This is a genomic window from Pantoea sp. Ft-CA_14 (genome assembly GCF_024520875.1).
GTDB lineage: Bacteria > Pseudomonadota > Gammaproteobacteria > Enterobacterales > Enterobacteriaceae > Pantoea > Pantoea agglomerans.
Genome location: NZ_JALNPM010000012.1, coordinates 138668 through 162098, shown reverse-complemented (window position 1 = coordinate 162098; position 23431 = coordinate 138668). Strand labels below are relative to the sequence as shown.

The following is a 23431-nucleotide window of genomic DNA, read 5'->3' as shown; positions in this document are numbered from 1 at the left end:
TAAGATAATGCATCGATTGTAATAATGGGGTTTTTGTTAATTATCTTCACATGCATTCTAATTTTGGCTTTATTCATTTTTTAATCACTGCATTAAAGGTCTATCTGCTTATGTGTCGCGTGAGGTTGTTAAGCGAGGGTTTAGTGGCAGCACGCTATAATTATGCATCGATACCCATAGTGGTGAGTGCAGAATGGAAACATGATGATTGTCACCCCTGAGGTTAACATGTGGCCGAAGAAAGGAGGATTCCTGATAAAGTCGTTGTTGTGCTATCAGATTTAATTACACCACTGGAGAGTAAATGCTTAATTCACAAAAATAAGGTTAAGAGAGGTTTTATGTTCGTCACAAACAGGTTAGCAGGAGTTTCACTGATGTTACTGGCTTCACTACTTATCGCCTGCACACCGCACAGCAAGGAACCGCAGCGTTTAACAATGCGTAATCCAGCCAGTGAATATTGCGTTAATCGCGGTGGTCAGCAGGTCCAGGAAAAATCTTCGGCAGGTATAACAACCTATTGCCTGCTACCCTCTGGAGAAAGGATTGAGCAGTGGGCTCTGTATCATCGTGACCATCTGAAATGAATTCCCGTTTTGTTCGCCTGCATGCTCCCTGTTCGGGCGAACAACATTTAAAAGTAATGGTATTGCATCATCTGAATCAGCTTAATACACCCTTGCTTAACGACTGAGCAGCTTTTTTATCACCCTGACACGATTTGCCGTTCCGGGATCGGTGCTGGTGGAGCATGAGTTAAATTGGCAGCATATCGCCTGAACAGATAATCATTATCGTAGTCGTGTGAGTCCGGAAGGCATTATTAGTACGAGCTTTCTCTGAATATGACAGACGAAGCCAGTTTTGGCGTCATATTTAAAACGGTTTACAGTGGCCTGGTAGGTTTGTCTTACTATTTCTTACATCGCTGTATGTCGTGCGTTTGTTGAGAATGACAGAGCATCACAGCACTAAAGGTGATGCTCTGATTTATCTGTTCACCGATTCTGCCCGACGGAGATCAAAATGCATCGCGCCAGGATTATCAGGAATTGATGATCTGCAGGGTGATCAGCCCTCAGCAGATAATGGGTTATGAGTGATCCTGCCCTCCTTTTTTCGCCTCAGCACACCAGTCTCCATACTTCTGAAGGAACTTCACTGTAGGTTTCATTCATTATTAGTTCGGCTTTACGATGATCGTAAGCGCCTTCAAATGAAGAGAGGTCGTCACCAGGAAGTTTTTTCCGCATATAGCTTGTTACGATATCCAGAATATCGGTTGACGGGCAGTTCCTTAACTTATTCAGATAGTAGACTTTGTCCATAATATTCTTGCTGATTTAACCTGTGAAATGAGCTTATACGCAGTCTGAACTTAATTTATGCAGACGCGCCGTTATATCAATGCTGCCAGGCGAGAGTAAGCGGCTCCTGACACCAGATATACTTGTTTCCTTACGCATCGGATACATTCGGGCGCGATCACTCGCACGCGAAGTTCCATTAGCCGGCTAAGCGAAAGGTTAATTTCTGAAAGTAAATTTTAATGGCATGATACATTAATTTAATATCTTCATTGATTTTGCTGATCTTCCCCAATCCCATAACAAATTGAACAGAAAAGCATAGGTCAGAAAAAATAGCACCAGTCCGGATTCAAGTCTCAACGCTGAGAATAGCGTAATATCCAGCCACCATGCTGCAAAGGGGATTAACACTAATAACAGACCCGCTTCAAACAGAACGGCATGGAGGCATCTCATTCGCAAGTTCTTTTTAAATCCTGTTCTTAGCTGAACACTGTCAAACATCAGGTTGAACAGGTAGTTCCATCCCATAGCCAGAGTCGATGAGACCAATGTAAGCAACAACGACTGCGATGGTGCTGCGGAGGTAAAAATAATCAGGATAAAGAAAACCAGCACATTAGCGACAACTTCGAATACCACCGCGTGCAGCACTCTCTCAGTTCTGGTACGCACCGGATATAAACAATTTTCCAAATCAGACGCTCATTAATTAGTCAGGCACCGTACTGGCGCAGGAAAAATTCAGGGTGACCGTAATATCAGTGAAACGGTTCTTCATACTGCCCTGTTTTAAACCGACGAGAACTTAGCATCAACCTGGCAGAAAGTGAAACCCAATAGGAATATGACGATAAAAACCCATTAAGTTTTGATATTTATCAATTCTGCAAAGTACGCTTTTAATGGCTAACCGTTCAGGACTGCGAGTGTTATTCCTGCTCTGTTTCCGCACATCTGTCGCACATTAATTCACCCGATTCACTTCGCTGTTTGTTCAGTCGGATACGATATTAACGTCATTACTCTGCATCTGAATATTAAAACCATAAAAAATGCATATATAGATTTATATTTTAATATTTAGATAATAGTTAGATTTTTTATCTGACATAAAGGGGCGGTTTCAGCTTGTCACTGCGATCAGATTATCTGTGGCAGGCTATTTTCTATGCACTTCTGAGCCAGTGAGCCACTTTCCCGGGCACTGCTTCGCGCGGGAAATAGTGCTGAATGCAATGATCGACGGCAGGTAAAGCATATTTCTTTACCGGTGGATATGACACAACGGGCAATCTTTACAGACAGTTTTCTGCCGTATAAATGATGAAATCCACTTTTCCGTTAATGTAGATATCGGGTTTCTCTCCCTGCTCCAGATAATTCAGCATCAGCTGCAGCGCGAGCTGGGCATGCTGCCGGGTGTTTTGATCCAGTGTCAGCGCAACGCTCTGCTGCGCCATCAGCGTGCGGGTGGTGGCGTAAAGCTCATGAGTGATCCAGATGCACTGATTCAGCCGACGATGTCGTGCCAGCGCCTGCCCGATCTCGGTATTCCCCAGCCCGGTGTTATAAATGCCCTGCAGATGACCGCTCTGAACCAGCTGCTTCTCCAGCAACTTACTGAGGGTGTCGCGATTTTCCTGGGCGGCCAGAACTTCACGTAACTGAAGATGGGGAAACCGACTGGTTATCAGGTCACGAAACCCTTCAATACGCTGACGATGCGCGCTGTAATCCCGGTGCCCACTGACCATCAACACCTCACCGGGTTGATGCAGCATTTTGCCCATCAGCTGAGCGGCTGTACGTCCGGCCTGCAACTGATTGATCCCCACATGACAGAGCCGGGCGGCACCGGGTAAATCGGTGACCAGCGAGATCACCGGTACGCCACGCGCGTGGCAATGGTCCAGCGCCTCATAGATTGCCGGATGTTCATGGGCAAAAACGATCAAACCATCCCGCGTCTCACCGCCCTGCCTGATAAGCTTTGCCAGTCGTTCTGGCTGAGCCTCGGGGACAAAAGTGCGGCGCAGCGTTAACCGGCGATAGCCCAGATGCGAGGCAACCTCAGTAAAATCCTGTGCCAGCTGCTTAAAGAAAAACGAATCGTTGCTGCTCAGCAGCAGTTCTATCTGCCAAGGATGACGATGCTCCTCCGGCAGGATCCGCTTCAGCCCGACTTCACGTGCTGCCTGCAGCACCCTGTGAACCGTCTCCGGCGCGACGCCGCCACGTTCATTGAGCACCCGATCCACGGTTGCCAGTCCCACACCTGCCCGTCGGGCGACCTCTTTCAGCGACATGCCGATCTCCTCTGAGGTAAACACCTCAAAACACCGTGCCGCCAGTGTAAAACGCAGCGTTATCCTGCAGATGCGTCTTTCTGCCGGACTATGATGGAGTTCAAAAAATGAATAAAAAGCAACGTGTTGCCCTGCTGGGGTGTGGCTTTATTGGTGAAGTTCATGCCGCGAATCTTCAGGCGCACCCCGGAGTTGAGTTGGTATGGGTCGCGGATGCAGAACCCGCGCGCGCCGCCGCCTTTGCGACCCGCTTTGGTGCCCGGGCCGCGTCTGTCACCGAGGCGATAAATGATGAGCAGATTGATATGGTGCTGATCGCCAGCGCGACGCCGACCCATGCTGACTTACTGGAAGCCGCAGCCCGCGCCGGTAAAGCCATCTACTGTGAAAAACCGGTCGATCTCTCTCTTGAGCGGGCCCGCTCTGCCGTGGCTAATGTTCTCCCCTACAACGTGCCGGTCACAGTAGGGTTTAATCGGCGTTTTGATGTCAGCCATCAGCAGCTGAAGCAACAACTCCGCCAGGGGCGGATCGGCCCGGCGGAACTGATTCAGATGGTCTGCCGCTCCTCAGCCATGCCGCCGCTGGCCTATCTTCAGGCGTCCGGCGGGCAGATGCGCGATCAGGCTATCCACTTTTTTGACCTCTTGCGCTGGCTGACTGAAGAGGAGGTGACCGAGGTGGCAGCGATGGGTGCAGCGCTGGCTCTGCCCTCGATCAGCGAATTTGACGACGTGGACACCAGCACGTTGCTATTGCGGCTGCAGGGCGGGGCGCTGGCACAGCTCGATAATGTCCGCCGCACCGGCTATGGCTACGATGAACGCATCAGTGTGATGGGACCGCACGGGATGCTGGAATCAGCCTCTCAGCCACAGCGCGGCGTCAGCTGCTATCAGGGTGCGCAGATTCAGCAGCCAGGCTTGTTTCCCGACTGGTTCAGCCGGGTGCAGCCAACTTACTATGCTCATCTGGATGCGTTTATCCGATCGCTGAACGGTGAGCAGGTTGACGATCTTCCTGGCCTTGAGGATGGACTGAAAGCCCAGGCGATTGCGGAAGCTGCGGTGATCTCCCTGGCGGAACGGCGTTTCTGTGCGGTGGAAAAACTACCGTTCTGATTCAGCGTGGCACCCTGGCAAAAAATAATTTTATTTTTATCGAATAGAAACCGGCGCTGAGCTGTTTACCGTACAGCGCCGCGCTAGCGGACTGCATCCGGCGGGCTTTATCGCCTGTCTCACAGACCCGATAAGGATAAATTATGACAACGCGTTCTGGTTTTTCTCTGCTTGCCGTTCCGGCACTGCTGCTGATGCTGCACTCTCCGCTGAGTATGGCGATGGGCGACAATGACAGTGATAAAAAGACGCCTGACTGCCCCAAAGGTCAGGTCTATGACAGTCACACTAAAAGTTGTGTGCCTGAGAAGACCAGCAAGCTGAGTGACGACGATAAAACCCGCTATGCCTGGCATCTGGCGAAAAAGGGCGAATATCAGGCGGCGCTGAACCTGCTGGATACGCTGAAAAATCAGGATACCCGCGAAGCCTGGAACTATCGTGGTTACGCTACCCGTAAACTGGGCCGCACGGACGAGGGCATTGGCTATTATCAGCGCGCCATTGCACTTGATCCCCGTTACGCTAAAGTGCGTGAATATCTGGGCGAAGCCTGGATGATCAAAGGGCGTCCGGATCTGGCGCGCGAACAGTTAAAAACCATTGCCGGGATTTGTGGCACAGACTGCGAGGAATATCGCGATCTGCAGGCCGCGATCAATGGCCACCCCGAGGTCTGATGCGGAAGGGAGGAGCGAAAAATCACTCACAGTGACATCCGTCAGCACCTTGCGGAACATCTGACGCGGCTCTGGCGTTACGGCTATGTGCTGTCACACAACCGTGACATGGCAGAAGAGCTGGTACAGTCAACCTGCGTACGCGCGCTGGAACGCAGCGCGCAGTTCACGCCGGGCACACGCATTGATCGATGGCTTTTTTCGATCCTTCACTCCATCTGGGCCAGTGATTTACGGGCGCGAAAGGTCCGGCAGGGACAGGGATTCGTGGATCCCGATGCGCTGCTGGCCGCAGATAACCACGCCACCAGCGACGACCACCGCCATTTCCAGCGCATTATGCTACAGGTTAACGCCTTACCCGAGGCGCAGCGTAATGCACTGTTTCTGGTGTATGTCGAAGGTCTGACCTATCAGGAGGCGGCAGAGACGCTCTCGGTTCCGATTGGCACTATTATGAGCCGTCTGGCCGCCGCACGTGCCACGCTTGCCAGACAGCCGGCGACCTCGCCCGCACCGCAGGAGAAACGGAGATGAACAGGGAAACTTTTACGCCACCGTGGCGCGATGAGGCAATCGTTGCCTGGCTGGATGGTGAGATGACGCCACAGGAAGCCGTGCAGTTTGAGCAGTCGATGGCAGGGGATCCCGAACTGGCGGCACGGGTTGAGCATTTACAGCAAAGTAATCTCGATTTTGAACAGGCTTTTGCGCCGCTGCTGGAACAGGCACCGCAGGCCAGAATGGCACAGCAACTGGCAGCCATCACGGCACCAGAGTCAATGCCAGCCAAAGGCTACAGCCGTCGGGCTCTGATTGCTGCGTCTGTCAGCTTTTTGCTGGTGGGCAGCGGCATCGGTTTCCTGGCAAGACCGGAAGATGAAGAGAAAGATGAAAGCCAGAATATCCGCGATCTGGAGGCGCGTTATATGTCGCTCTACAGTGCTGAAACGCTGGCCGATACGCCTGATGACGCCGCCATGCTGCAAAGGGGGCTGGACCGTACCCGACTCGATTTAGGATTGCAGCTGCATCAACAGCAACTCAGCCTGCCAGGGGCTGAACTGAAAATGGTGCGGATCCTGCGCTATGAAAGAACGTCAATAGCGCAGATCGCCTGGCTGCATGCTGATTATGGCCCGATGGCGCTCTGTATCTCGCCTGAGCCGGACAGCGCGAATCCGATCGCCCATGAAAAGCGCCATGGCATGCAGCTGGCCTGGTGGAAGCGTGACGGCTATCAATATGTGCTGATTGGCCGCAACCCACCGGCTCAACTGGCTGCCACAGCGGAAACATTGCAGACAGCACTCAGTTAATCGGACCCTTCAGCGGTTACCGCTACAGCGGCTTTCTGCCCTGCGCGGCAATGGCCAGCGCAATGTTGACGCGATCATCAACCACCCCGACCAGCCGATCCATCCCGAAGGCTGAGCGAGAGATGGCGGTGGAGGCATGCAGCGCCAGCGAACCTGAAGCCGGATCAATTGTCTTTCCGCTGTCCAGCGAGGCCAGCATCACGACTGGCCGGCTGACATTTTTAACCGTCAGCACACCAAAAATACGGTAATTGCCGCCACCCAGTGAGGCCACGCGACTGCTGACAAAGTGAATATTTGGGTAACGCTCTGCATCAAAAAACAGGTTACTTTTCAGTTGCCAGGTTAACAGACTGTTCGAGGCCACCAGCGTCCCTACCGGAATAGTCACTTCAATACGATCGTCACGGTCTTCATCAGGGTTGAGTGTCACCGTGCCGCTCACACCCTGCAGTCTGGCCTGCGAAAATTGGTGACCAAAGGCGCGCCATGAAAGGCCTATCGACGTTTTATCGGGGGTAATGGCATAGGTTACCGGCGCGGCGTAAAGCACCGGGCTGAGCAGGGCTAACAGAGTGCATAAACAGGCGGCACGCATCATCACTATTTTCTCTTTTTTAGGCAGACCCAACGTTAACGCCTGAAACCGCGATCCTATTCACTTTTTTTAGCACTGTTTTTACCTTACAGGCACAGATAATCTGACAGATATTAACTGACTGTCACCTGAGAATCACCAAAGTGTAATGATTATTGCAAGGGCAGAAAATTAATAACGAAAAATATTAAGAATACATTAAGACGGCTTTATTAATCTGTGATTCTCCTGATATGAGCGGATCGCTATTTTTTTCGATGTGATACTGTGAGTAGCAGGCTGAATTTAGCCCAGCAATATCAGCGTGTTAATTTTTCTCTCCAGAAGTGACTTCATCAGGATGAGCTGAACCCTGCTCTGGTGACTGACAGAGCCTGCTGTTTTTAAACAAAATATCAATAAATCAAAAAGAGTTGAGGCCAGGCCTATTATTAGCCATTTAATAGTGAACTTTTTCTGAAATCCTTAACTTGCTCTCCCTTTATTTTATTTCAATTCACACTCTTCATTTAATGTTCAGTTAACTTTCATACGGTAGTTTGTATTAGCAGTCCGGTAACCTTAATTCCAGAACGGGAAAGCGTGGTGTCGATAACACCCTGGCCGACTGTGAGTCATTCGCTATTTCAATTATTTTCCGGCGTTGTGCCTGATTAACAACGCGCGACAGCTTATGGGTTTGATCTGCAGGAGTTTTAGCATGGATTTTTTGCCATTTTCCCGGCCTTCATTCGGTGATGAAGAGCTGGCTGCTGTTAAAGCGGTATTTGACTCTGGCTGGATAACGACCGGGGCAAAATGCGCCGAACTGGAGCAGACCTTTGTTCAGATGACCGGCAACCAGCACGCCATTGCAGTAAGCTCTGCCACTGCCGGAATGCATGTCACGCTGATGGCGATGGGGATCGGGCCTGGCGATGAGGTGATCACGCCGTCCATGACCTGGGTCTCTACCCTGAACCTGATCACGCTTCTGGGTGCCACGCCGGTGATGATTGATGTGGATCCCGACAACCTGATGGTCACGCCGGACCGGATAGCGCAGGCGATTACGTCCCGCACCCGCGCCATTATTCCGGTGCATTACGCTGGTGCACCTGCCGATCTCGCGCCAATCTATCAACTGGCTCAACAGAATGGCATCGCCATCATTGAAGATGCGGCTCACGCGGTGGGCACCACTTATTGCCAAAAACCGGTCGGGCATCGCGGCACGGCGATTTTCTCTTTCCACGCCATCAAGAATATCACCTGCGCGGAAGGGGGCCTGGTGGTGACCGATGACGCCACTCTCGCCGATCGTATACGCAGCCTGAAGTTTCATGGCCTGGCAGTAGATGCGTTTGATCGTCAGACCCAGGGGCGTCTGCCGCAGGCGGAAGTCATGATGCCGGGCTTTAAATACAATCTGCCCGATATCAGCGCGGCGATTGCGCTGGTGCAGTTACAGAAACTGCCGGGCTTTATTGCCCGCCGCCGTGAGATTGCTGAACGCTATCTTGAAGCGCTGCGCACGCTGCCGTTCACGCCGCTGTCACTGCCCGACTGGCCACATCAGCATGCGTGGCACCTGTTTATTATTCGCATTGATGAACAGCGCTGCGGTCTGTCGCGCGATGCCTTTATGCAGGCACTGAAGACGCGGGATATCGGCAGCGGATTGCATTTCCGTGCGGCGCATACCCATAAATATTATCGCGAGCACTATCCCGATTTACGTCTTCCCGCCAGTGAACTTAACAGCCAGCAGATGTGTTCGATTCCACTGTTTCCGTCAATGACGGATCAGGATGTCGAACGTGTGATTCAGGCTTTACATGACATTGCCGGAGCCTGAGATGCGCGATATCAAACCGATCAACATGCTCTCCGTGGTCATCCCGGTCTATAACGAGCAGGAGAGTCTGCCGGAGCTGCTTCAGCGCACCTGCGCCGCCTGTGACTCAATTAAGATTGAGTATGAAATTCTGCTGGTGGATGACGGCAGCAGCGATCGTTCTGCCGAACTGATTGAACAGGCCGCCACCGTTCCCGGCAGCCGGATAACCGGCGTGCTGCTCAACCGCAACTACGGTCAGCATTCCGCCATCATGGCCGGATTCAGCCAGGTTCGTGGCGATCTGATTATTACGCTGGATGCCGATCTGCAGAACCCGCCGGAAGAGATCCCGCGGCTGGTAGACGCCGCACGTCAGGGTTATGACGTAGTGGGTACCGTCCGTCAGCAGCGCCAGGACAGCTGGTTCCGTCGTAAAGCCTCGCGCACGCTCAACCGGCTGATTCAGCGGGTCACCGGTAAGGCGATGGGCGATTACGGCTGCATGCTGCGCGCCTATCGTCGCCACATCGTCGAGGCGATGCTCAACTGCCACGAACGCAGCACTTTTATTCCGATCCTGGCCAACACCTTTGCCCGACACACCATTGAGCTGCCGGTGATCCATGCCGAGCGCGCTTTTGGCGATTCGAAATACAGCTTTATGCGCCTGATTAACCTCATGTATGACCTGGTGACCTGTCTGACCACCACGCCGCTGCGATTGCTCAGCGTTGTCGGCAGCCTGATTGCGCTCTCCGGCTTCGCCTTCTCTTTGGTGTTGATCGTGTTGCGACTCTTTTTTGGTGCGGCCTGGGCGGGTGACGGCGTCTTCGTGTTGTTCGCCGTGCTGTTCATGTTTATCGGCGCCCAGTTTGTGGGTATGGGACTGCTCGGGGAGTACATCGGGCGCATTTACAACGACGTTCGGGCGCGTCCGCGCTATTTCGTTCAACGCATTGTTCACGCTCCAGAAGAGCCTTCAGTACAGGATATTCAATCATGAAGACCGTTGTTTTCGCCTATCACGACATGGGCTGTGTCGGCATCAATGCGCTGCTGAGTACAGGCTATGAGATCACCGCCATTTTTACTCACAACGATGTGGCGACCGAAAACCACTTTTTCGGCTCAGTCGCCCGTCTGGCGGCAGAGCATGGCATTCCGGTCTATGCACCTGACGAGGCGAATCACCCGATCTGGCTTGACCGCATCCGCACCATGGCACCAGAGATGATCTTCTCTTTCTACTATCGCCATCTGCTGAGCGATGAGATCCTGCAATGCGCTCAAAAGGGTGCTTTTAACCTGCACGGCTCGCTGCTGCCAAAATATCGCGGCCGGGCACCGCTGAACTGGGCGCTGGTCAACGGCGAAACTGAAACGGGCGTTACGCTACATCGCATGGTGAAGCGCGCGGATGCCGGTAATATTCTGGCGCAGCAGAAGGTCGCTATTGAGGATCAGGACAACGCGCTGACGCTGCATCGTAAACTGACCCAGGCTGCAGAGCAGTTGCTCGGCGACGTTTTACCTCGTCTGCGCGAGGGTGAGGTGAGTGAATGGCCACAGGATGAGCGTCAGGCGACCCGGGTTGACCGCCGCACGGCTGAGGATGGCCGCATTGACTGGAATCAGCCTGCTCAGACGATTCACAATCTGGTCAGAGCGGTTACCGATCCCTGGCCTGGCGCATTCGCCTTTGCCGGTTCGGTTAAATTTATCGTCTGGAAGAGCCGGGTTCATCCGCAGCAGCATCAGGCAAAGCCAGGGACGGTACTCTCTAAGCAGCCCTTCCTGATCGCCTGTGGCGAAGGCGCGCTGGAAATCCAGACCGGCCAGTCCGAGCATGGCGTTTACATGAATGGCAGCCAGCTGGCGCAGAGTCTGGGCATCGTCCCTGGCGCACTGCTCTATTCAAAACCGCAGTCGGCGCTGCAACGTCGTACCCGCGTGCTGATCCTTGGCGTTAACGGCTTTATCGGTAATCATCTCACTGAGCGTTTGTTACAGGATGAGCATTTCGAGGTCTATGGCCTGGATATCAGTTCAGACGCGATCAGCCGCTTCCTGGATCATCCGCGCTTCCATTTCGTCGAAGGGGATATCGCCATCCATTCCGAATGGATTGAGTATCACATCAAAAAATGCGACGTCATCCTGCCGCTGGTTGCCATCGCCACGCCAATTGAGTACACCCGCAATCCACTGCGCGTGTTTGAACTCGATTTCGAAGAGAACCTGAAAATCATTCGCGACTGTGTGAAGTATCAGAAGCGCATCATTTTCCCATCCACTTCAGAAGTTTACGGCATGTGTACCGATGCCAGCTTCGATGAGGATTGCTCTAATCTGGTCGTCGGGCCGATCAACAAACAGCGCTGGATCTACTCGGTATCCAAACAGCTGCTGGACCGCGTTATCTGGGCCTACGGCGAAAAAGAGGGGCTGCGTTTTACCCTGTTCCGTCCGTTCAACTGGATGGGACCGCGTCTGGATAACCTTAATGCAGCGCGCATCGGCAGTTCCCGCGCGATAACCCAGCTCATTCTTAACCTGGTAGAAGGCTCGCCCATTAAGCTGATTGACGGCGGCAAACAGAAGCGCTGCTTTACCGATATTCAGGATGGCGTTGAGGCGCTATTCCGCATTATCGAAAACAAACAGCTGAATTGTGATGGTCAGATCATCAATATCGGTAATCCGGACAACGAAGCCAGTATCAAAGAGCTGGCCGAGCAGCTGCTGGCCAGCTTTGAAAGTCATCCGCTGCGCAGTCAGTTCCCGCCGTTTGCCGGTTTCCGCGAAGTAGAAAGCAGCAGCTACTACGGCAAAGGCTATCAGGATGTGGAACACCGTAAACCGGCTATCCGCAATGCGCGTCGCCTGCTCGGCTGGACACCGACCGTGACGATGGATGTCACTATCGACAACACGCTCGACTTCTTCCTGCGCACCGTTGAGCCACAGGCTGATAAGTGATGAAGAAGATCGGTCTGCGGATTGACGTAGATACCTGGCGCGGCACGAAGCAGGGCGTGCCGGCGCTGCTTGAGCTGTTCCGGCGTCATGCGGTGCGGGGCAGCTTTTTCTTCAGCGTGGGACCAGACAACATGGGCCGCCATCTCTGGCGGCTGGTGAAACCGGCGTTTCTTATGAAGATGCTGCGCTCCCGTGCCGCGTCGCTCTATGGCTGGGACATCCTGCTCGCCGGAACGGCCTGGCCGGGAAAGCAGATGGGACGGAGATTGCGGCACATCATGCAGGACGCCACTCGTCAGCACGAAGTCGGTCTGCACGCCTGGGACCACTTTGCCTGGCAGACCTGGGCCGGCGTCTGGCCGCAGGATAAGCTGGTTGAGCAGATAGCACGCGGCACCGAAACGCTGAGTGAGATACTCGGTCATCCTGTCAGCTGTTCGGCCGCCGCGGGCTGGCGAGCCGATGGCCGGGTGATCGCCGCCAAACAGGACTTTGGCTTTCACTACAACAGCGACTGTCGCGGCAGCGGCCCGTTCCGGCCCATGCTGCCGGATGGACAGATCGGTACCGTACAGATTCCGGTGACGTTGCCCACATGGGATGAAGTGGTTGGCCGCGAGGTCAGCGCAGAAGGCTATAACGACTACATTCTGGCGAAAATGCTCTCTTCTGATGATGGGGCGGTCTACACCGTGCATGCCGAAGTCGAAGGGATTATCGGCTACCCGGACTTTGACCAGCTGCTGGCTGCTGCGGCCCGTCACGGCATTCAGTTCTGTCCGTTAAGCGAGCTGCTGCCCGACGATCTAAGTACCTTGCCGGTGGGCAGGGTGGTCAGAGGCGAAATCCCCGGACGGGAAGGGTGGCTGGGCTGCCAGAAACTGACTGAAGAGGCGAACTAGTGCGGATACGTAACAACACGAAGTGGCTACTTTTTTTCAGCTTTTTTATTCTCTATTACCTGCTTCCGCCGATGTTCCGCGATCTCTGGCAGCCGGATGAGACCCGTTATGCGGAGATCAGCCGGGAGATGCTGGCAACCGGTAACTGGGTGACGCCACACTTCTTCGGTCTGCGCTATTTTGAAAAACCGATTGCGGGTTACTGGGTCAACTCGCTGGGTCAGTGGCTGTTTGGCCACAACAACTTTGGCGTGCGGGCGGGATCGATATTCTCCACGGCGATGACCGCCGTGCTGATCTACTGGCTCGGCAGGCGGCTGTTTGGTTCGGCACGCACGGCTGCCGTCGGCACGATTATTTTCCTCAGTTCGCTGCTGGTCTATGGCGTTGGCACCTATGCGGTGCTCGATCCGATGCTGATGCTCTGGCTGGCGGCCGCGATGTGCAGCTTCTGGCTGGCGACGGAGGCCAGCGGACGCGACGGGCGGGCGGGCGGCTATCTGCTGCTGGGTCTCGCCTGCGGCATGGGGTTTATGACCAAAGGCTTTCTGGCGCTGGCAGTGCCTGTGCTGGCGATTCTGCCTTGGACGATCTGGCGGCAGCGACTGCGCGAACTGCTCTGCTTCGGTCCGCTGGCGCTGCTCTCAGCCGCGGCGATCAGCGCACCCTGGGCGCTGGCGATCTATCATCAGGCACCGGATTTCTGGCACTACTTCTTCTGGGTTGAGCATATTCAGCGCTTTGCCGAGGACAATGCCCAGCACAAAGCGCCTTTCTGGTATTACCTGCCGGTTCTGCTGCTGGGAACGTTGCCGTGGCTGGCGCTGTTACCGGGCGCATTGATGACCGGCTGGCGCGAGCGTCAGCAGCATCCCGGCGCGTTCTATCTGCTGAGCTGGACGGTGATGCCGCTGCTGTTTTTCAGCCTGGCAAAAGGCAAGCTGCCAACCTATATCCTCCCCTGTTTTGTGCCGCTGTCGCTGCTGATGGCGCACTATGGCCTGAACGCCGCACAGCGGGCAGGGCGCGCATTAACAGTCAATGGCTGGCTCAACCTGATTTTCGGCATCATTACCCTGGCAACGGTCGTGCTGGTGCTCGCTCCCTGGAGTGTGACGCATCATCCGCTGTTCGCCACGCACGAGATGCTGAAGCTTGCGCTGGGGGCACTGGCATTTCTCATCTGGGGGCTGGTGGGCGCATATAGCTGCCGCTCTGCACAGCGCCGCTGGCTGGCGGCCGCGCTTTGCCCGCTGGGCGTCGCCCTGTTTATTGGCACGGCAATCCCGGATAAAATCCGCGACGCCAAACAGCCGCAGCGCTTTGTCTCGACGATTAGCCAGCGTCTGGCCTCAAGTCACTTTATCCTGGCGGACAATCCCGGCGTGGCATCTGCCGCAGCCTGGCATCTGCAACGTAGCGATATCGGCTTCTATGACACCAAAGGCGAGCTGGAATATGGGCTGGGCTACCCTGATGCGCAATCCCGCTTTGTCTCTCAGGCGGACTTCGGCGGCTGGCTTGCCGATCATCGCCGTACGGGAAGCGTATCACTGCTGTTGCTGGTTGATTCAGTACACAGTGATATCGGCGAGGATGTTCCGGTGCCGGACGCCGTCTATCGCCAGGGCAGGCTGGTCTGCCTCTATTACAGTCAGATGAAGTGATGCTGCTGCTGATTGTACTGGTCAGTCTGCTCAGTTGCAGCGCGCAACTGTGCCAGAAACAGGCGACCCACGCGGCATCGCGCCGGGTCCGCTTAAGCTGGATTGGGGTGAGCGTGCTGTTGCTGGGTGTCGCGATGCTTCTCTGGCTGCTGGTGCTGCAGCGGGTGCCTGTCAGCCAGGCCTATCCGATGCTGAGCCTTAACTTCATTTTCGTTGCGCTGGCAGGACGCATCCTATGGCGCGAGCGCCTGACGCTGCGCCAGATCGCCGGCACGCTACTGGTGGTGACGGGTGTGGCGCTGATGGCGAGCCAGCTATGAAAGGGTATGGATGGGTCGCATGCAGCGTGCTGCTGGTCTCAGCGGCACAGCTGATGATGCGCTGGGCGATGCCGCGACTGCCCGATGTCAGCAGCATAACGTCGCTGCCTGCTGTTGCCCTGTTGCCCGCCTTGCTGCTATTGGCCGGGCTGGGCGCTTATGGTGTCTCCATGCTCTGCTGGATTCGGGCGCTGCGCTATTTTCCGCTGAACCGGGTCTATCCGCTGCTCAGCCTCAGTTATGTGCTGGTGTGGCTGGTGGCTGTCTGTCTGCCAGTATTCCATGAGGCGTTCAGCTGGCACAGCCTGGCGGGCGTAGTGATTATTGTCATCGGCCTGCTGTGTATCGTGGTTAAGCCCTGATTTAAGAATATTGTTAGTGTTTTCGCATCAACTACGCCTTTTATTAGCGTTTTTGGGCAGCGAGTAACTCTCGCGGCATTAAAGTATTTGCGGTAAACGGCGGGTCAGCAAAGCGGTTTTATCTTTGCAGCCAGCTCGCCAATATCGCTGACGATCAGATCAGGCACAGGCGCCAGCGGATACAGTGCCTGCCCTTTGCGGGTAACAAATGCAGTTTTCATGCCTGCACGTTTTGCTCCACCCACATCCCAGCCATGCGCAGCCACCATCATGCACTCTGAGACGGGCTTGCCCATCTCCTTCATCGCTTACTGATGCGCTGGAGAGACTCTATCCGCTGAAACAGGCATGCAATGAGAACGGGGACTGTGAAACGTTCATGTTTGCAGAAATGTACTGCGGCGGGATAACGGACATTTATGCCTGTATCGGTGTGCGTTACTTCCGCCTGCTTAATTACACCCACATGACCGATGCTACCTTATGCAGATTGCCTGATTGAAGCCGGATTTAATCCATCAGTTCAGATGTCCGTCAGTTGATTTGATATTGATCCTGTCACGGTGGATATGGCGTTTATACAGCTTTCCCTGCTGGGCATTGCAGCCGAGGTTGTCACCGGTAATACGCTGACGCTGGAGTTTAACCGGGTGCGCTATACACCGGCTTACTATCTCAACGATTTTGAAGAACGTCTCAAAAGCCAGCGCCGGATCAAGGCGATGCTGGATTTTATCAGAGCAATGTAGGCCATGGACAAAACAGCAGGAAACTACATGGTAGGGAAGCAGTGGTTACGGGTTTGTATGGGGTGCATGAGTAATGCAGAAATTGCACAATATACGAAATTTCGTATAATGAGGTGATGATGCGTAAGAAAATCAGTTTTATTGACAGCAGTCTTGAGGATCTACGGGCTTTCCCGGAAGAGGCCCGGACCGCATCAGGGTATCAGTTTGACCTGATCCAGCAGGGACTGGAGCCGGACGACTGGAAGCATTTTGCTACGGTAGGTCAGGGAGCACGTGAAATCCGAATCCGGGGTAATGACGGCATTTTCCGGATCATGTATGTCGCCAAATTTGAAGAAGCCGTGTATGTGCTGCACTGTTTCCAGAAAAAGACACAAAAGACCAGCCAGAGTGACGTAGAACTTGCCCGAAATCGTTATCGCCGATTGGTTGAGGAGCGTAAAAAATGAATATTCAGACTTTTGATAATGTGTGGGACGCTCTTAGCGAAACGCCAGAGCAGGCGGAAAATATGAAACTCCGCGCCGAGTTAGTAGGCCGCCTGAATAGCTGGATTAAACGTAATGGCCTGAATCAGGCCACTGCTGCTGCTGCGCTGGGCGTTTCACAGCCCAGAGTGTCCGAGCTGGCAGGAGGTCGGATCAACTGCTTTTCAATTGATAAGCTGGTCAGCATGATGTCACATGCCGGACTGCACATAACCAGTATTGAGATAAGCGAACCAGAGGAAGCTTGAGCTGCCTTTTTGCATCGCGCGAACTGCCAGGACGGTAGCCCCTTCGGGGCAGGATAAACCCGGTGCTGATGCACCGGCTATACCCTTTCACCTGACCGTCTTCATCCCTTCCCATCTGACGCTGATAGCTTGACGTCTCTGCTATCAAGTGACACTACCAAATTGGCCATCTGCAGAAGTGCGCATAATACTAATTATGTTAAATAAGATGTCTGATTATCAATATCGCTTGAATTACGTCAATACTCATCGGACACAGCCCTCCCTCCCTACCGCATCCTTTCACTGGCAAGATGATAAACATCGCTGCGCTCGCGTTTACCCACAGCAACAACGGCAATCACCAGCTGGTCGTCTATTACCTGATAAACCAGGCGAAACCCGGACGCTCTGAGTTTGATTTTATAGCAGTCTTTAATCCCACGTAGTCTGGCAGAAGGAATATGGGGATTGTCACAACATTTCTTCAGTTTTTTGGCAAACTGCTGCTGGAGAGATTTGTCCAGCTTCTGCCATTCTTTAAATGCCTCTTCCCTGAATTTGACGGTATAACTCACAAAAGCGCATCCAAATCGACATCAAGCAGACGCTGGCCGCTGCGTTCACTGACCAGCTTAACCAGTTCCTGATCGTCAAGGGCATCAAGCATCTGTTCATAAAGCTCAGCCGGGACGCAATAGAATGCAGGCTGGTTGCGGTTAAGAATGGCGACAGGATAACCGTCACCTGCATTAACCGTGGCCATCGGGTTTTTCTTCAGTTCGCTTACGCTGGCGCTGGTATCGCTTAAAATAATGTTTGGCATAGAGCCTCCAGGACTGCTTAACAGGTCTTTATAGTAGCAGCCTCAAGACCTGATAACCAGTCTCTTTCGGTAGATACAAATGGCTATGTTTGATGAACTGCAAAGGCTGAATGAGCCATTTGAAATGCCGGAAGATGGGGTTATTTTTCATTTCTCTTTTTCGCGCCGACAGGAACAGGATCGTCAGTTGCAGTATCCTGAATAATTAGCGCGTTGCTTTTATTATCTAAGGTCTTGAGAAGCGGCTGCAATTCTCTGAGCACAAGGTCCAGACGCTGCATATCCCCCGTCAATTTTTGATATACGGGCGATCCAGGCTGAATACCTTTTATGCTGCGGCTGAGCTGTTGCAGGCTTTGCTGCATATCCTCAGACAGTGTTTTCATTGCAGGGCTGCTGATAAATCCATCAATATGCCTGAGCGATTTTTGTATTTCTGTCATGGTGCGCTGACTTTGTTTTAGCGTACCGGTCGCAACTGAAATCAGTGGCCGAAGCGGAAGGCTGTTCATCTTATCCACTATAGCCACAATCTTTTGCTGTATCTGGTTTAAACCACCAGGCGTTGTGGGGATGACTTTGTAACCCGCGACGATATCCGGTCCTTTGTCGGGTGCAACATTTGCATAATAGTCTAAGTCGATAAACAGCGAACCGGAAAGCAGACTGCCTGTTTTCAGGGAGCCTCTTAACCCCTGTTTTTTACCCAGCTGTAGCTTTTTCTCCAGGTCAAAGTCTTCCCTCATACCGCTCATGAATCTCTGGGGTTCAATGTGAATCAGTACGGGAACCTCATAATGGCTGCGAAAATTCTGGGTTATCTCTGGCGAGTTAAAAGGAACCTGAGCAACCGTCCCCAGGCGTATTCCACGAAACTCGACAGGCGCGCCTGCCTGAAGTCCGCGAACAGAATCGGAAAAGAACATCACGAAGTCGAGGTGTTCGGTATAACGAGAATTCGCGATGCTTCGCAGATCGTCATAAAGAGTATAAGTTGCTACGCCCTTAACCGGCTGGCCCAGGGCCACGCCTTCAGGCAGGTCAAAACTGACCCCGCCACTTAATAATGTGGTGATGGACCCCATCTCCACGCGCATCCCGGATGAGGATAAATCTACAGCAATCCCACTATTCTTCCAGAAACGAACGTTTGAGGTGACAAGCTGATCAAAGGGCGAAGCGATAAAAACCTGATAACGCATCATCCTTTTTTCCATATCAAACCGGCTGTTCTCGACTGACCCGACACGCAGGCCGCGAAACAGAACCGGGTAGCCCGGCATGAGTTGCCCCGCTTCACGACTATTAAGCGTGATTCTGATCCCGTTTGCATTCGGTGAGGCCTGGGGAGGCGCATCTGACAGCCGATAGCGTTCCGGCGCTGGCCCCGGAGAACCTGGCTGTAAGGCTATATAGGCGCCTGAGAACAAGGTACTTAAGCCCGTTATCCCCTCGAATCCAATTTCAGGCCTGACCACCCAAAAAGCGCTATTGCCGTTCAATAGTTTTTGCATACCAGTGTGCATGCGAACCTTGATCTCGACGTGCTTAAGATCGTCAGTAAGCTCGGTACTTTCAACGACACCCACATCAATGTTGCGGTTTTTTATTACGGTTTTACCTGCCTTAATCTCCTGTGCGTTTTCGGTCATCAGAATCACCAGAGGTCCCTGCTGGCTTTTATGGTAATACAATAAAAAGGCACCGATGAGCAGCGTGACAAAGGGAATGATCCAGACAGAAGACCATCTTTTGTTGGGGTTTACATGAGCACTATCCGGCTTATCCGACAAAGTATGGACTCGTGTAAGAACAGAGTAACCTGAACTTTTCAGGGCGTTCTGTTGAAGAAGGATTCGATCCCAGAGCTATGTATTCGCTCGTCTTTCCTGAGGCCATGATAGTTAATCTCATCATTAAGCGTTAAATTTCGATAAGTCAGGATCATAAAATCTACTATCAAACGGAGATCCATTATTTTCCAGTAAATAATGGATCGGATAGTATGTAATAACTTCGGAACAGGAGGGTTAATAAGTATAAAGATATTTTTTTAAATAAAGCTTAAAAAATACAAATCTGTGATCAATGTGTCATGTTATTTTAATAAAATCAAATCAATCAGTTACCAACATCATGGAGGTTAGCGACTCAAAATAAAGTGGAATGATCCTGCGTTTAAAGTGTAATAAATCCACTAAAATCATCACTAATGAACAGGATTGTTTATCCCCGTCATTGCTGGAGTGCCTCAAATCCCTGAGCACAGCATGATTTTCTGGTATTGCGTCTGTCAACAAGGTGTGTCAGGTTAACTCTTTTACGAATTGAAATATTCTTGCAGCCGATCAATTTTTACTTCGCATTCCAATTTAGCAGAGGCACCTATGTTCCTTAACTATTTTGCTTTGGGTATGCTGATCTTCGTTTTCATAATTATTTTTTATGGAATTATCGTTCTTCATGATATTCCCTATTTAATCGCAAAGTCCCGTAATCATCCTCATGCCGATGCCATTCACGTCGCAGGTTGGGTAAGTTTGTTTACACTGCATGTCATATGGCCTTTCCTGTGGATCTGGGCCACTCTTTATCGTCCTGAGCGCGGCTGGGGGATGCAGAGTCAATACACTTCATTACTGGAACTGCAGCAGCGCGTAGCAGAACTGGAGCGTTTACAGGCTGATTCGAAACCGCTGCGACCGGAGCGATGATATGGATCTGCTCATTATTTTAAGCTACGTTGCGATAGCCTGGGCTGTTTTTAAAATATTTCGCATACCCGTCAATAAATGGACAGTGCCAACAGCGGCCCTCGGTGGCGTTTTTCTGGTCAGCGCGCTAATTCTGCTAATGAATTATAACCATCCCTATACGTCACTGGCACAAAAAGCGGTTGTCGCGATTCCTGTTACCCCACAAGTGACCGGCGTCGTAAATGAAGTTACTGATAAAAAAGAAGTGCTTATTAAAAAGGGAGAAATGCTCTTCACCCTGGATCAGACACGTTATAAGGTCCGCGTCGAAAGATTACAAGCCGACCTGAGCACCGCTATTAACAATATTGAAGCGATGAAAGGACAATTAAGCGAAGCCGTTGCCTACACAACCCATGTATCTGCTGAGCGGGATAGATTATTTCTGGACTATCAACGCTATCTCAAAGGCAGTAAGGCAAAAGTCAATCCATTCTCCGAACGTGATATTGATAATGCCAGACAGGTATTTCTGGCGCAGGATGCCCTGGTAAAAGGTTCTCTGGCGGAACAGGAGCAGCTCAGAAGCCAGTTGAACAGTGTATCGGGAGGAGAACAATCCCAGATAGCCAGTCTGCGCGCGCAATTAGCAGAAGCCCGGTATAACCTGGATCAGACGGTTGTTCGCGCACCCAGTGATGGTTATGTCACTCAGGTCTTAATCCGTCCCGGAAGCTACGCAGCCGCCCTGCCGCTGCGCCCGGTCATGATATTCATTCCTGTACAAAAACGTCAGATCATTGCTCAGTTCAGACAAAATTCCCTGCTTCGCCTCACGGCGGGAGATGAAGCAGAGGTCGTTTTTAATGCCCTTCCGGGACAGGTATTCTCAGGAAAACTGCTCAGAGTTTTGCCAGTGGTTCCAGGCGGAGCTTATCAGGCACAGGGAACGGTGCAATCACTGAGCCTTGCTTCAGGTTCTGACGGCGTATTAGCTATAATTGAATTAAACCCAAATCAGGACGTTGATGCATTGCCAGACGGCATATTTGCGCAGGTTGCGGTCTATTCTGACCACTTCACGCATGTTTCGGTCATGCGTAAAATTTTGCTGAGAATGACCAGCTGGGTGCATTACCTCTACCTGGATCACTGATGATGATAAATATATCCTTAACTTTCCATCGATTAACCGTTTGCCCCCTTTCAGAAGAAGTTAATCAGAACAGTTATGAGCGGCCTGACTTTGTAATAAGCCCTGATTTGAAATCACCCTGAAAACACGATGGGTGGTTAATTAAATTACTGATCGGTTATCACAAAACAGGATCGTAAATAAGCTTTTGAAATAGCTGTTTGCATTGAATATGCTATGTTTTAAATGTAGTTACGAATTCTAATCGTCTTTTATAACATTCCGAGGATACGCATATGAAAAAATTAATTTTTGGTGTGGTTATTTGCTCTTTATCGTTTGGCTCATTTGCTGCCGAAATGATGTCAAAGAATGATTTTATGAAAGTGAAGGATCAGTATGAAAAGATAGGCGATATCTCAACATCAGGTGAGACCAGCCCTTCAGATGCAAAAGCGGAGCTATCAGAAATGGCCGATAAAAAAGGCGGCGATGTGTTCGTGCTGACCTCAGCCAATACGAATAACAAAATTAAAGGTACCGCTGATGTATACAAGAAAAAATAGCGAAGTAACGAAGCTATCTGTCTGAAATACAGACTGAAATAGATGATTTTTTTCGGAGCCTCAGGAAATATGTTCTTAATACAGGTTAATCGATGCCCTTTACTAACGTGAAGGGCATCTTTCTTACAGCACCATCAGGACTTTAAACCGTTTTCAGCGAGGATGAGCTGAACGTCGGTGACAGGACCTTATCTGCCCAGGCTGAAGCGCGGATAACACGTCACGCTAATCCGCCTGCACTTGATTAACTCCAGGCGATGACGTTATCAGCCGTCAGGCGAAGGTTCCGCTAATCAGCCGCCGCCCGCCTCCCCCTATTTCTTATCCAGCGACCAGGTTGCACTGCGGATATCGACCTTCACTGGTAACAGACCAATCTGGGTAAACTTATCGGCCAGAGCCTGCTGCTGCGTGAAGACTTCAGGTGTCATCCGCTCAGCCCCGAACGGCATCCTTGCCAGCGCCCGTTGCCAGATCGGCTGCGGCAGACCGGTTGAGGTGGACATGATTTTTGCCGCCTCTTCCTGATGTTGATTGGCCCAGGTACTTAGCGACCCAAGCTCATCCACCACCTGGCTGGCGATTTGCGGCCAGGTTTCCGCAAACTTACGGCTGGCAAGATAGAAGGTGTAGTGTGGCACCAGGCCTTCGGCATTTTTAATCAGCCGCGCGTGGGCGTTGGTTTCAACTTCTGCGTAGTAAGGATCCCAGATTACCCAGGCATCCACTGCACCGCGCTGGAAAGCGGCACGCGCATCCGCGGGTGGCAGATAGACCGGTGTAATGTCTTTATAGCTCAGCCCCGCCTGTTCCAGCGCAGTGACCAGCAGATAGTTAACGTCAGAGCCTTTATTCAGCGCCACGCGTTTGCCTTTGAGATCCGCCACGCTTTTAATGGGGGAGTCGGCGGGCACCACAATCGCCTCAGTTTTGGGGTTGGCGGGAGAATGTGCCAGATAAACCAGATCGGCCTGTGCGGCCTGAGCAAAAGTCGGTGGCGCGTCGCCGGTTGCGGCCAGATCGATACTGCCGATGTTCAGGCCTTCCAGCATCTGCGGCCCGGCCGGGAACTCAATCCAGTGAACCGCAATCCCCTGTTTTTTAAATTCCTGATCCAGCGTGCCGCGATATTTCAACAGGGCAAAGATATTGGCTTTCTGAAAACCAATGTTAACTGTTTCGGGTTTCTCTGCTGCTGCCTGGGTGTTGAACGCTAATCCCGCCTGGGCGGCAATAATCAATGCGCTAAGCAAAACTCTTTTCATCTCTCATTCCTGAGTCTGGTTGTTGTCAGCGCAACATAACAAACGCAGGTTGAAGCGCTTAGCGATCAAATGTTCGATGCTTAGCGA

At 52.1% G+C, this 23431-nt stretch carries 26 protein-coding genes and 1 pseudogene; 18 read left to right on the top strand and 9 right to left on the bottom strand.

All coding sequences use genetic code 11. The annotated features are described in order from the left end of the window. Window positions 1-230 precede the first annotated feature (230 nt). A complete protein-coding gene (locus NR195_RS17610; protein WP_256844776.1) occupies window positions 231-590 on the top strand; it encodes a DUF333 domain-containing protein in 360 nt (119 codons plus the stop codon). A 537-nt stretch (window positions 591-1127) separates the two neighbouring features. Here the strand turns inward: NR195_RS17610 and NR195_RS17605 are convergent. From NR195_RS17605 to NR195_RS17595, 3 genes are all read right to left on the bottom strand, one after another. After that, window positions 1128-1331, bottom strand: coding sequence for an Hha/YmoA family nucleoid-associated regulatory protein (locus NR195_RS17605; protein ID WP_010257166.1), 204 nt, complete (start codon window positions 1329-1331; stop codon window positions 1128-1130). Window positions 1332-1565: 234 nt separating this feature from the next. Next, window positions 1566-2009 carry a PACE efflux transporter gene (locus tag NR195_RS17600; protein ID WP_122459986.1) on the bottom strand — a complete coding sequence of 148 codons (444 nt, stop codon included), beginning with the start codon at window positions 2007-2009 and terminating at the stop codon, window positions 1566-1568. A gap of 602 nt (window positions 2010-2611) precedes the next feature. Continuing rightward, window positions 2612-3622, bottom strand: a complete 1011-nt coding sequence (locus NR195_RS17595) for a LacI family DNA-binding transcriptional regulator (protein ID WP_033759995.1) — start codon at window positions 3620-3622, stop codon at window positions 2612-2614. A gap of 107 nt (window positions 3623-3729) precedes the next feature. Here NR195_RS17595 and NR195_RS17590 point away from each other — a divergent pair, with 107 nt between their 5' ends. The 4 genes from NR195_RS17590 (at window position 3730) to NR195_RS17575 (ending at window position 6742) form a co-directional block, all read left to right on the top strand. Then, window positions 3730-4743 (top strand): Gfo/Idh/MocA family oxidoreductase, encoded by a 1014-nt coding sequence (locus NR195_RS17590; protein ID WP_256844775.1) that lies wholly within the window; start codon window positions 3730-3732, stop codon window positions 4741-4743. A 143-nt stretch (window positions 4744-4886) separates the two neighbouring features. Beyond that, window positions 4887-5423 (top strand): tetratricopeptide repeat protein, encoded by a 537-nt coding sequence (locus NR195_RS17585; protein ID WP_010257155.1) that lies wholly within the window; start codon window positions 4887-4889, stop codon window positions 5421-5423. Between the two features lie 87 nt (window positions 5424-5510). Beyond that, window positions 5511-5960 (top strand): sigma-70 family RNA polymerase sigma factor, encoded by a 450-nt coding sequence (locus tag NR195_RS17580; RefSeq protein WP_010671904.1) that lies wholly within the window; start codon window positions 5511-5513, stop codon window positions 5958-5960. Next, complete coding sequence (locus NR195_RS17575; protein WP_033770060.1) at window positions 5957-6742, top strand: anti-sigma factor; 786 nt, start codon at window positions 5957-5959, stop codon at window positions 6740-6742. The genes NR195_RS17580 and NR195_RS17575 overlap by 4 nt, the downstream gene beginning before the upstream one ends. A 22-nt stretch (window positions 6743-6764) precedes the next feature. Here NR195_RS17575 and NR195_RS17570 read toward each other — a convergent pair whose 3' ends face one another. Next, window positions 6765-7343 carry a YceI family protein gene (locus NR195_RS17570; protein WP_033786444.1) on the bottom strand — a complete coding sequence of 193 codons (579 nt, stop codon included), beginning with the start codon at window positions 7341-7343 and terminating at the stop codon, window positions 6765-6767. Window positions 7344-8040: 697 nt separating this feature from the next. Here NR195_RS17570 and arnB point away from each other — a divergent pair. From arnB to arnF, 7 genes are read left to right on the top strand one after another with little or no spacing between them, the layout of a single operon-like run. Further along, on the top strand, window positions 8041-9177 hold the full coding sequence (arnB, locus tag NR195_RS17565; RefSeq protein WP_256844774.1) for a UDP-4-amino-4-deoxy-L-arabinose aminotransferase: 1137 nt from the start codon (window positions 8041-8043) through the stop codon (window positions 9175-9177). A 1-nt stretch (window position 9178) separates the two neighbouring features. Next, window positions 9179-10162 carry an undecaprenyl-phosphate 4-deoxy-4-formamido-L-arabinose transferase gene (arnC, locus tag NR195_RS17560; protein WP_010257142.1) on the top strand — a complete coding sequence of 328 codons (984 nt, stop codon included), beginning with the start codon at window positions 9179-9181 and terminating at the stop codon, window positions 10160-10162. Further along, entirely contained in the window at window positions 10159-12138 is a 1980-nt protein-coding gene (gene arnA / locus NR195_RS17555; protein ID WP_256844773.1) for a bifunctional UDP-4-amino-4-deoxy-L-arabinose formyltransferase/UDP-glucuronic acid oxidase ArnA, read from the top strand. Before arnC ends, arnA begins: the two co-directional genes overlap by 4 nt. Then, window positions 12138-13040 (top strand): 4-deoxy-4-formamido-L-arabinose-phosphoundecaprenol deformylase, encoded by a 903-nt coding sequence (gene arnD / locus NR195_RS17550; protein ID WP_163790196.1) that lies wholly within the window; start codon window positions 12138-12140, stop codon window positions 13038-13040. The genes arnA and arnD overlap by 1 nt, the downstream gene beginning before the upstream one ends. Then, a complete protein-coding gene (gene arnT / locus NR195_RS17545; protein WP_256844772.1) occupies window positions 13040-14707 on the top strand; it encodes a lipid IV(A) 4-amino-4-deoxy-L-arabinosyltransferase in 1668 nt (555 codons plus the stop codon). Before arnD ends, arnT begins: the two co-directional genes overlap by 1 nt. Next, window positions 14707-15027: a 4-amino-4-deoxy-L-arabinose-phosphoundecaprenol flippase subunit ArnE gene (gene arnE / locus NR195_RS17540; RefSeq protein WP_022624286.1), complete on the top strand. Its 321-nt coding sequence runs from the start codon at window positions 14707-14709 to the stop codon at window positions 15025-15027. Before arnT ends, arnE begins: the two co-directional genes overlap by 1 nt. Further along, on the top strand, window positions 15024-15389 hold the full coding sequence (gene arnF, locus NR195_RS17535) for a 4-amino-4-deoxy-L-arabinose-phosphoundecaprenol flippase subunit ArnF (protein ID WP_010257128.1): 366 nt from the start codon (window positions 15024-15026) through the stop codon (window positions 15387-15389). The genes arnE and arnF overlap by 4 nt, the downstream gene beginning before the upstream one ends. 104 nt (window positions 15390-15493) lie before the next feature. On the opposite strand, the gene NR195_RS17530 is transcribed toward arnF, so the two are convergent. Further along, complete coding sequence (locus tag NR195_RS17530) at window positions 15494-15685, bottom strand: hypothetical protein (protein ID WP_233267992.1); 192 nt, start codon at window positions 15683-15685, stop codon at window positions 15494-15496. A 177-nt stretch (window positions 15686-15862) separates the two neighbouring features. Between NR195_RS17530 and NR195_RS17525 the strand changes: the two are divergent. The 3 genes and pseudogenes from NR195_RS17525 to NR195_RS17515 all read left to right on the top strand — a co-directional run. Continuing rightward, window positions 15863-16138, top strand: a pseudogene (locus NR195_RS17525) (SAM-dependent DNA methyltransferase); the annotation flags it as partial. 119 nt (window positions 16139-16257) lie between these two features. Next, window positions 16258-16590, top strand: a complete 333-nt coding sequence (locus NR195_RS17520) for a type II toxin-antitoxin system RelE/ParE family toxin (protein ID WP_256844780.1) — start codon at window positions 16258-16260, stop codon at window positions 16588-16590. Continuing rightward, window positions 16587-16877 carry a helix-turn-helix domain-containing protein gene (locus NR195_RS17515; protein ID WP_022624282.1) on the top strand — a complete coding sequence of 97 codons (291 nt, stop codon included), beginning with the start codon at window positions 16587-16589 and terminating at the stop codon, window positions 16875-16877. Before NR195_RS17520 ends, NR195_RS17515 begins: the two co-directional genes overlap by 4 nt. Before the next feature lie 269 nt (window positions 16878-17146). On the opposite strand, the gene NR195_RS17510 is transcribed toward NR195_RS17515, so the two are convergent. From NR195_RS17510 to pqiB, 3 genes are all read right to left on the bottom strand, one after another. Then, a complete protein-coding gene (locus NR195_RS17510; protein ID WP_010257115.1) occupies window positions 17147-17434 on the bottom strand; it encodes a type II toxin-antitoxin system RelE/ParE family toxin in 288 nt (95 codons plus the stop codon). Further along, window positions 17431-17682 (bottom strand): type II toxin-antitoxin system Phd/YefM family antitoxin, encoded by a 252-nt coding sequence (locus tag NR195_RS17505; RefSeq protein ID WP_039387444.1) that lies wholly within the window; start codon window positions 17680-17682, stop codon window positions 17431-17433. Before NR195_RS17505 ends, NR195_RS17510 begins: the two co-directional genes overlap by 4 nt. 140 nt (window positions 17683-17822) lie before the next feature. Then, the gene (gene pqiB, locus NR195_RS17500; RefSeq protein WP_256844771.1) at window positions 17823-19475 is read right to left on the bottom strand and encodes an intermembrane transport protein PqiB; all 1653 of its coding nucleotides are present in this window, start codon (window positions 19473-19475) and stop codon (window positions 17823-17825) included. 594 nt (window positions 19476-20069) lie between these two features. Between pqiB and NR195_RS17495 the strand changes: the two genes are divergently transcribed. The 3 genes from NR195_RS17495 to yahO all read left to right on the top strand — a co-directional run bounded on the left by NR195_RS17495 (window position 20070) and on the right by yahO (window position 22079). Continuing rightward, window positions 20070-20396: a DUF3302 domain-containing protein gene (locus NR195_RS17495; RefSeq protein ID WP_010257107.1), complete on the top strand. Its 327-nt coding sequence runs from the start codon at window positions 20070-20072 to the stop codon at window positions 20394-20396. Between the two features lies 1 nt (window position 20397). Continuing rightward, window positions 20398-21534: an HlyD family secretion protein gene (locus NR195_RS17490; RefSeq protein WP_122459968.1), complete on the top strand. Its 1137-nt coding sequence runs from the start codon at window positions 20398-20400 to the stop codon at window positions 21532-21534. A gap of 275 nt (window positions 21535-21809) precedes the next feature. Next, complete coding sequence (gene yahO, locus NR195_RS17485; RefSeq protein ID WP_010257103.1) at window positions 21810-22079, top strand: DUF1471 family periplasmic protein YahO; 270 nt, start codon at window positions 21810-21812, stop codon at window positions 22077-22079. 314 nt (window positions 22080-22393) lie between these two features. On the opposite strand, the gene NR195_RS17480 is transcribed toward yahO, so the two are convergent. Then, window positions 22394-23344, bottom strand: a complete 951-nt coding sequence (locus NR195_RS17480) for a sulfonate ABC transporter substrate-binding protein (RefSeq protein WP_033786327.1) — start codon at window positions 23342-23344, stop codon at window positions 22394-22396. Between the last annotated feature and the right edge of the window lie 87 nt (window positions 23345-23431).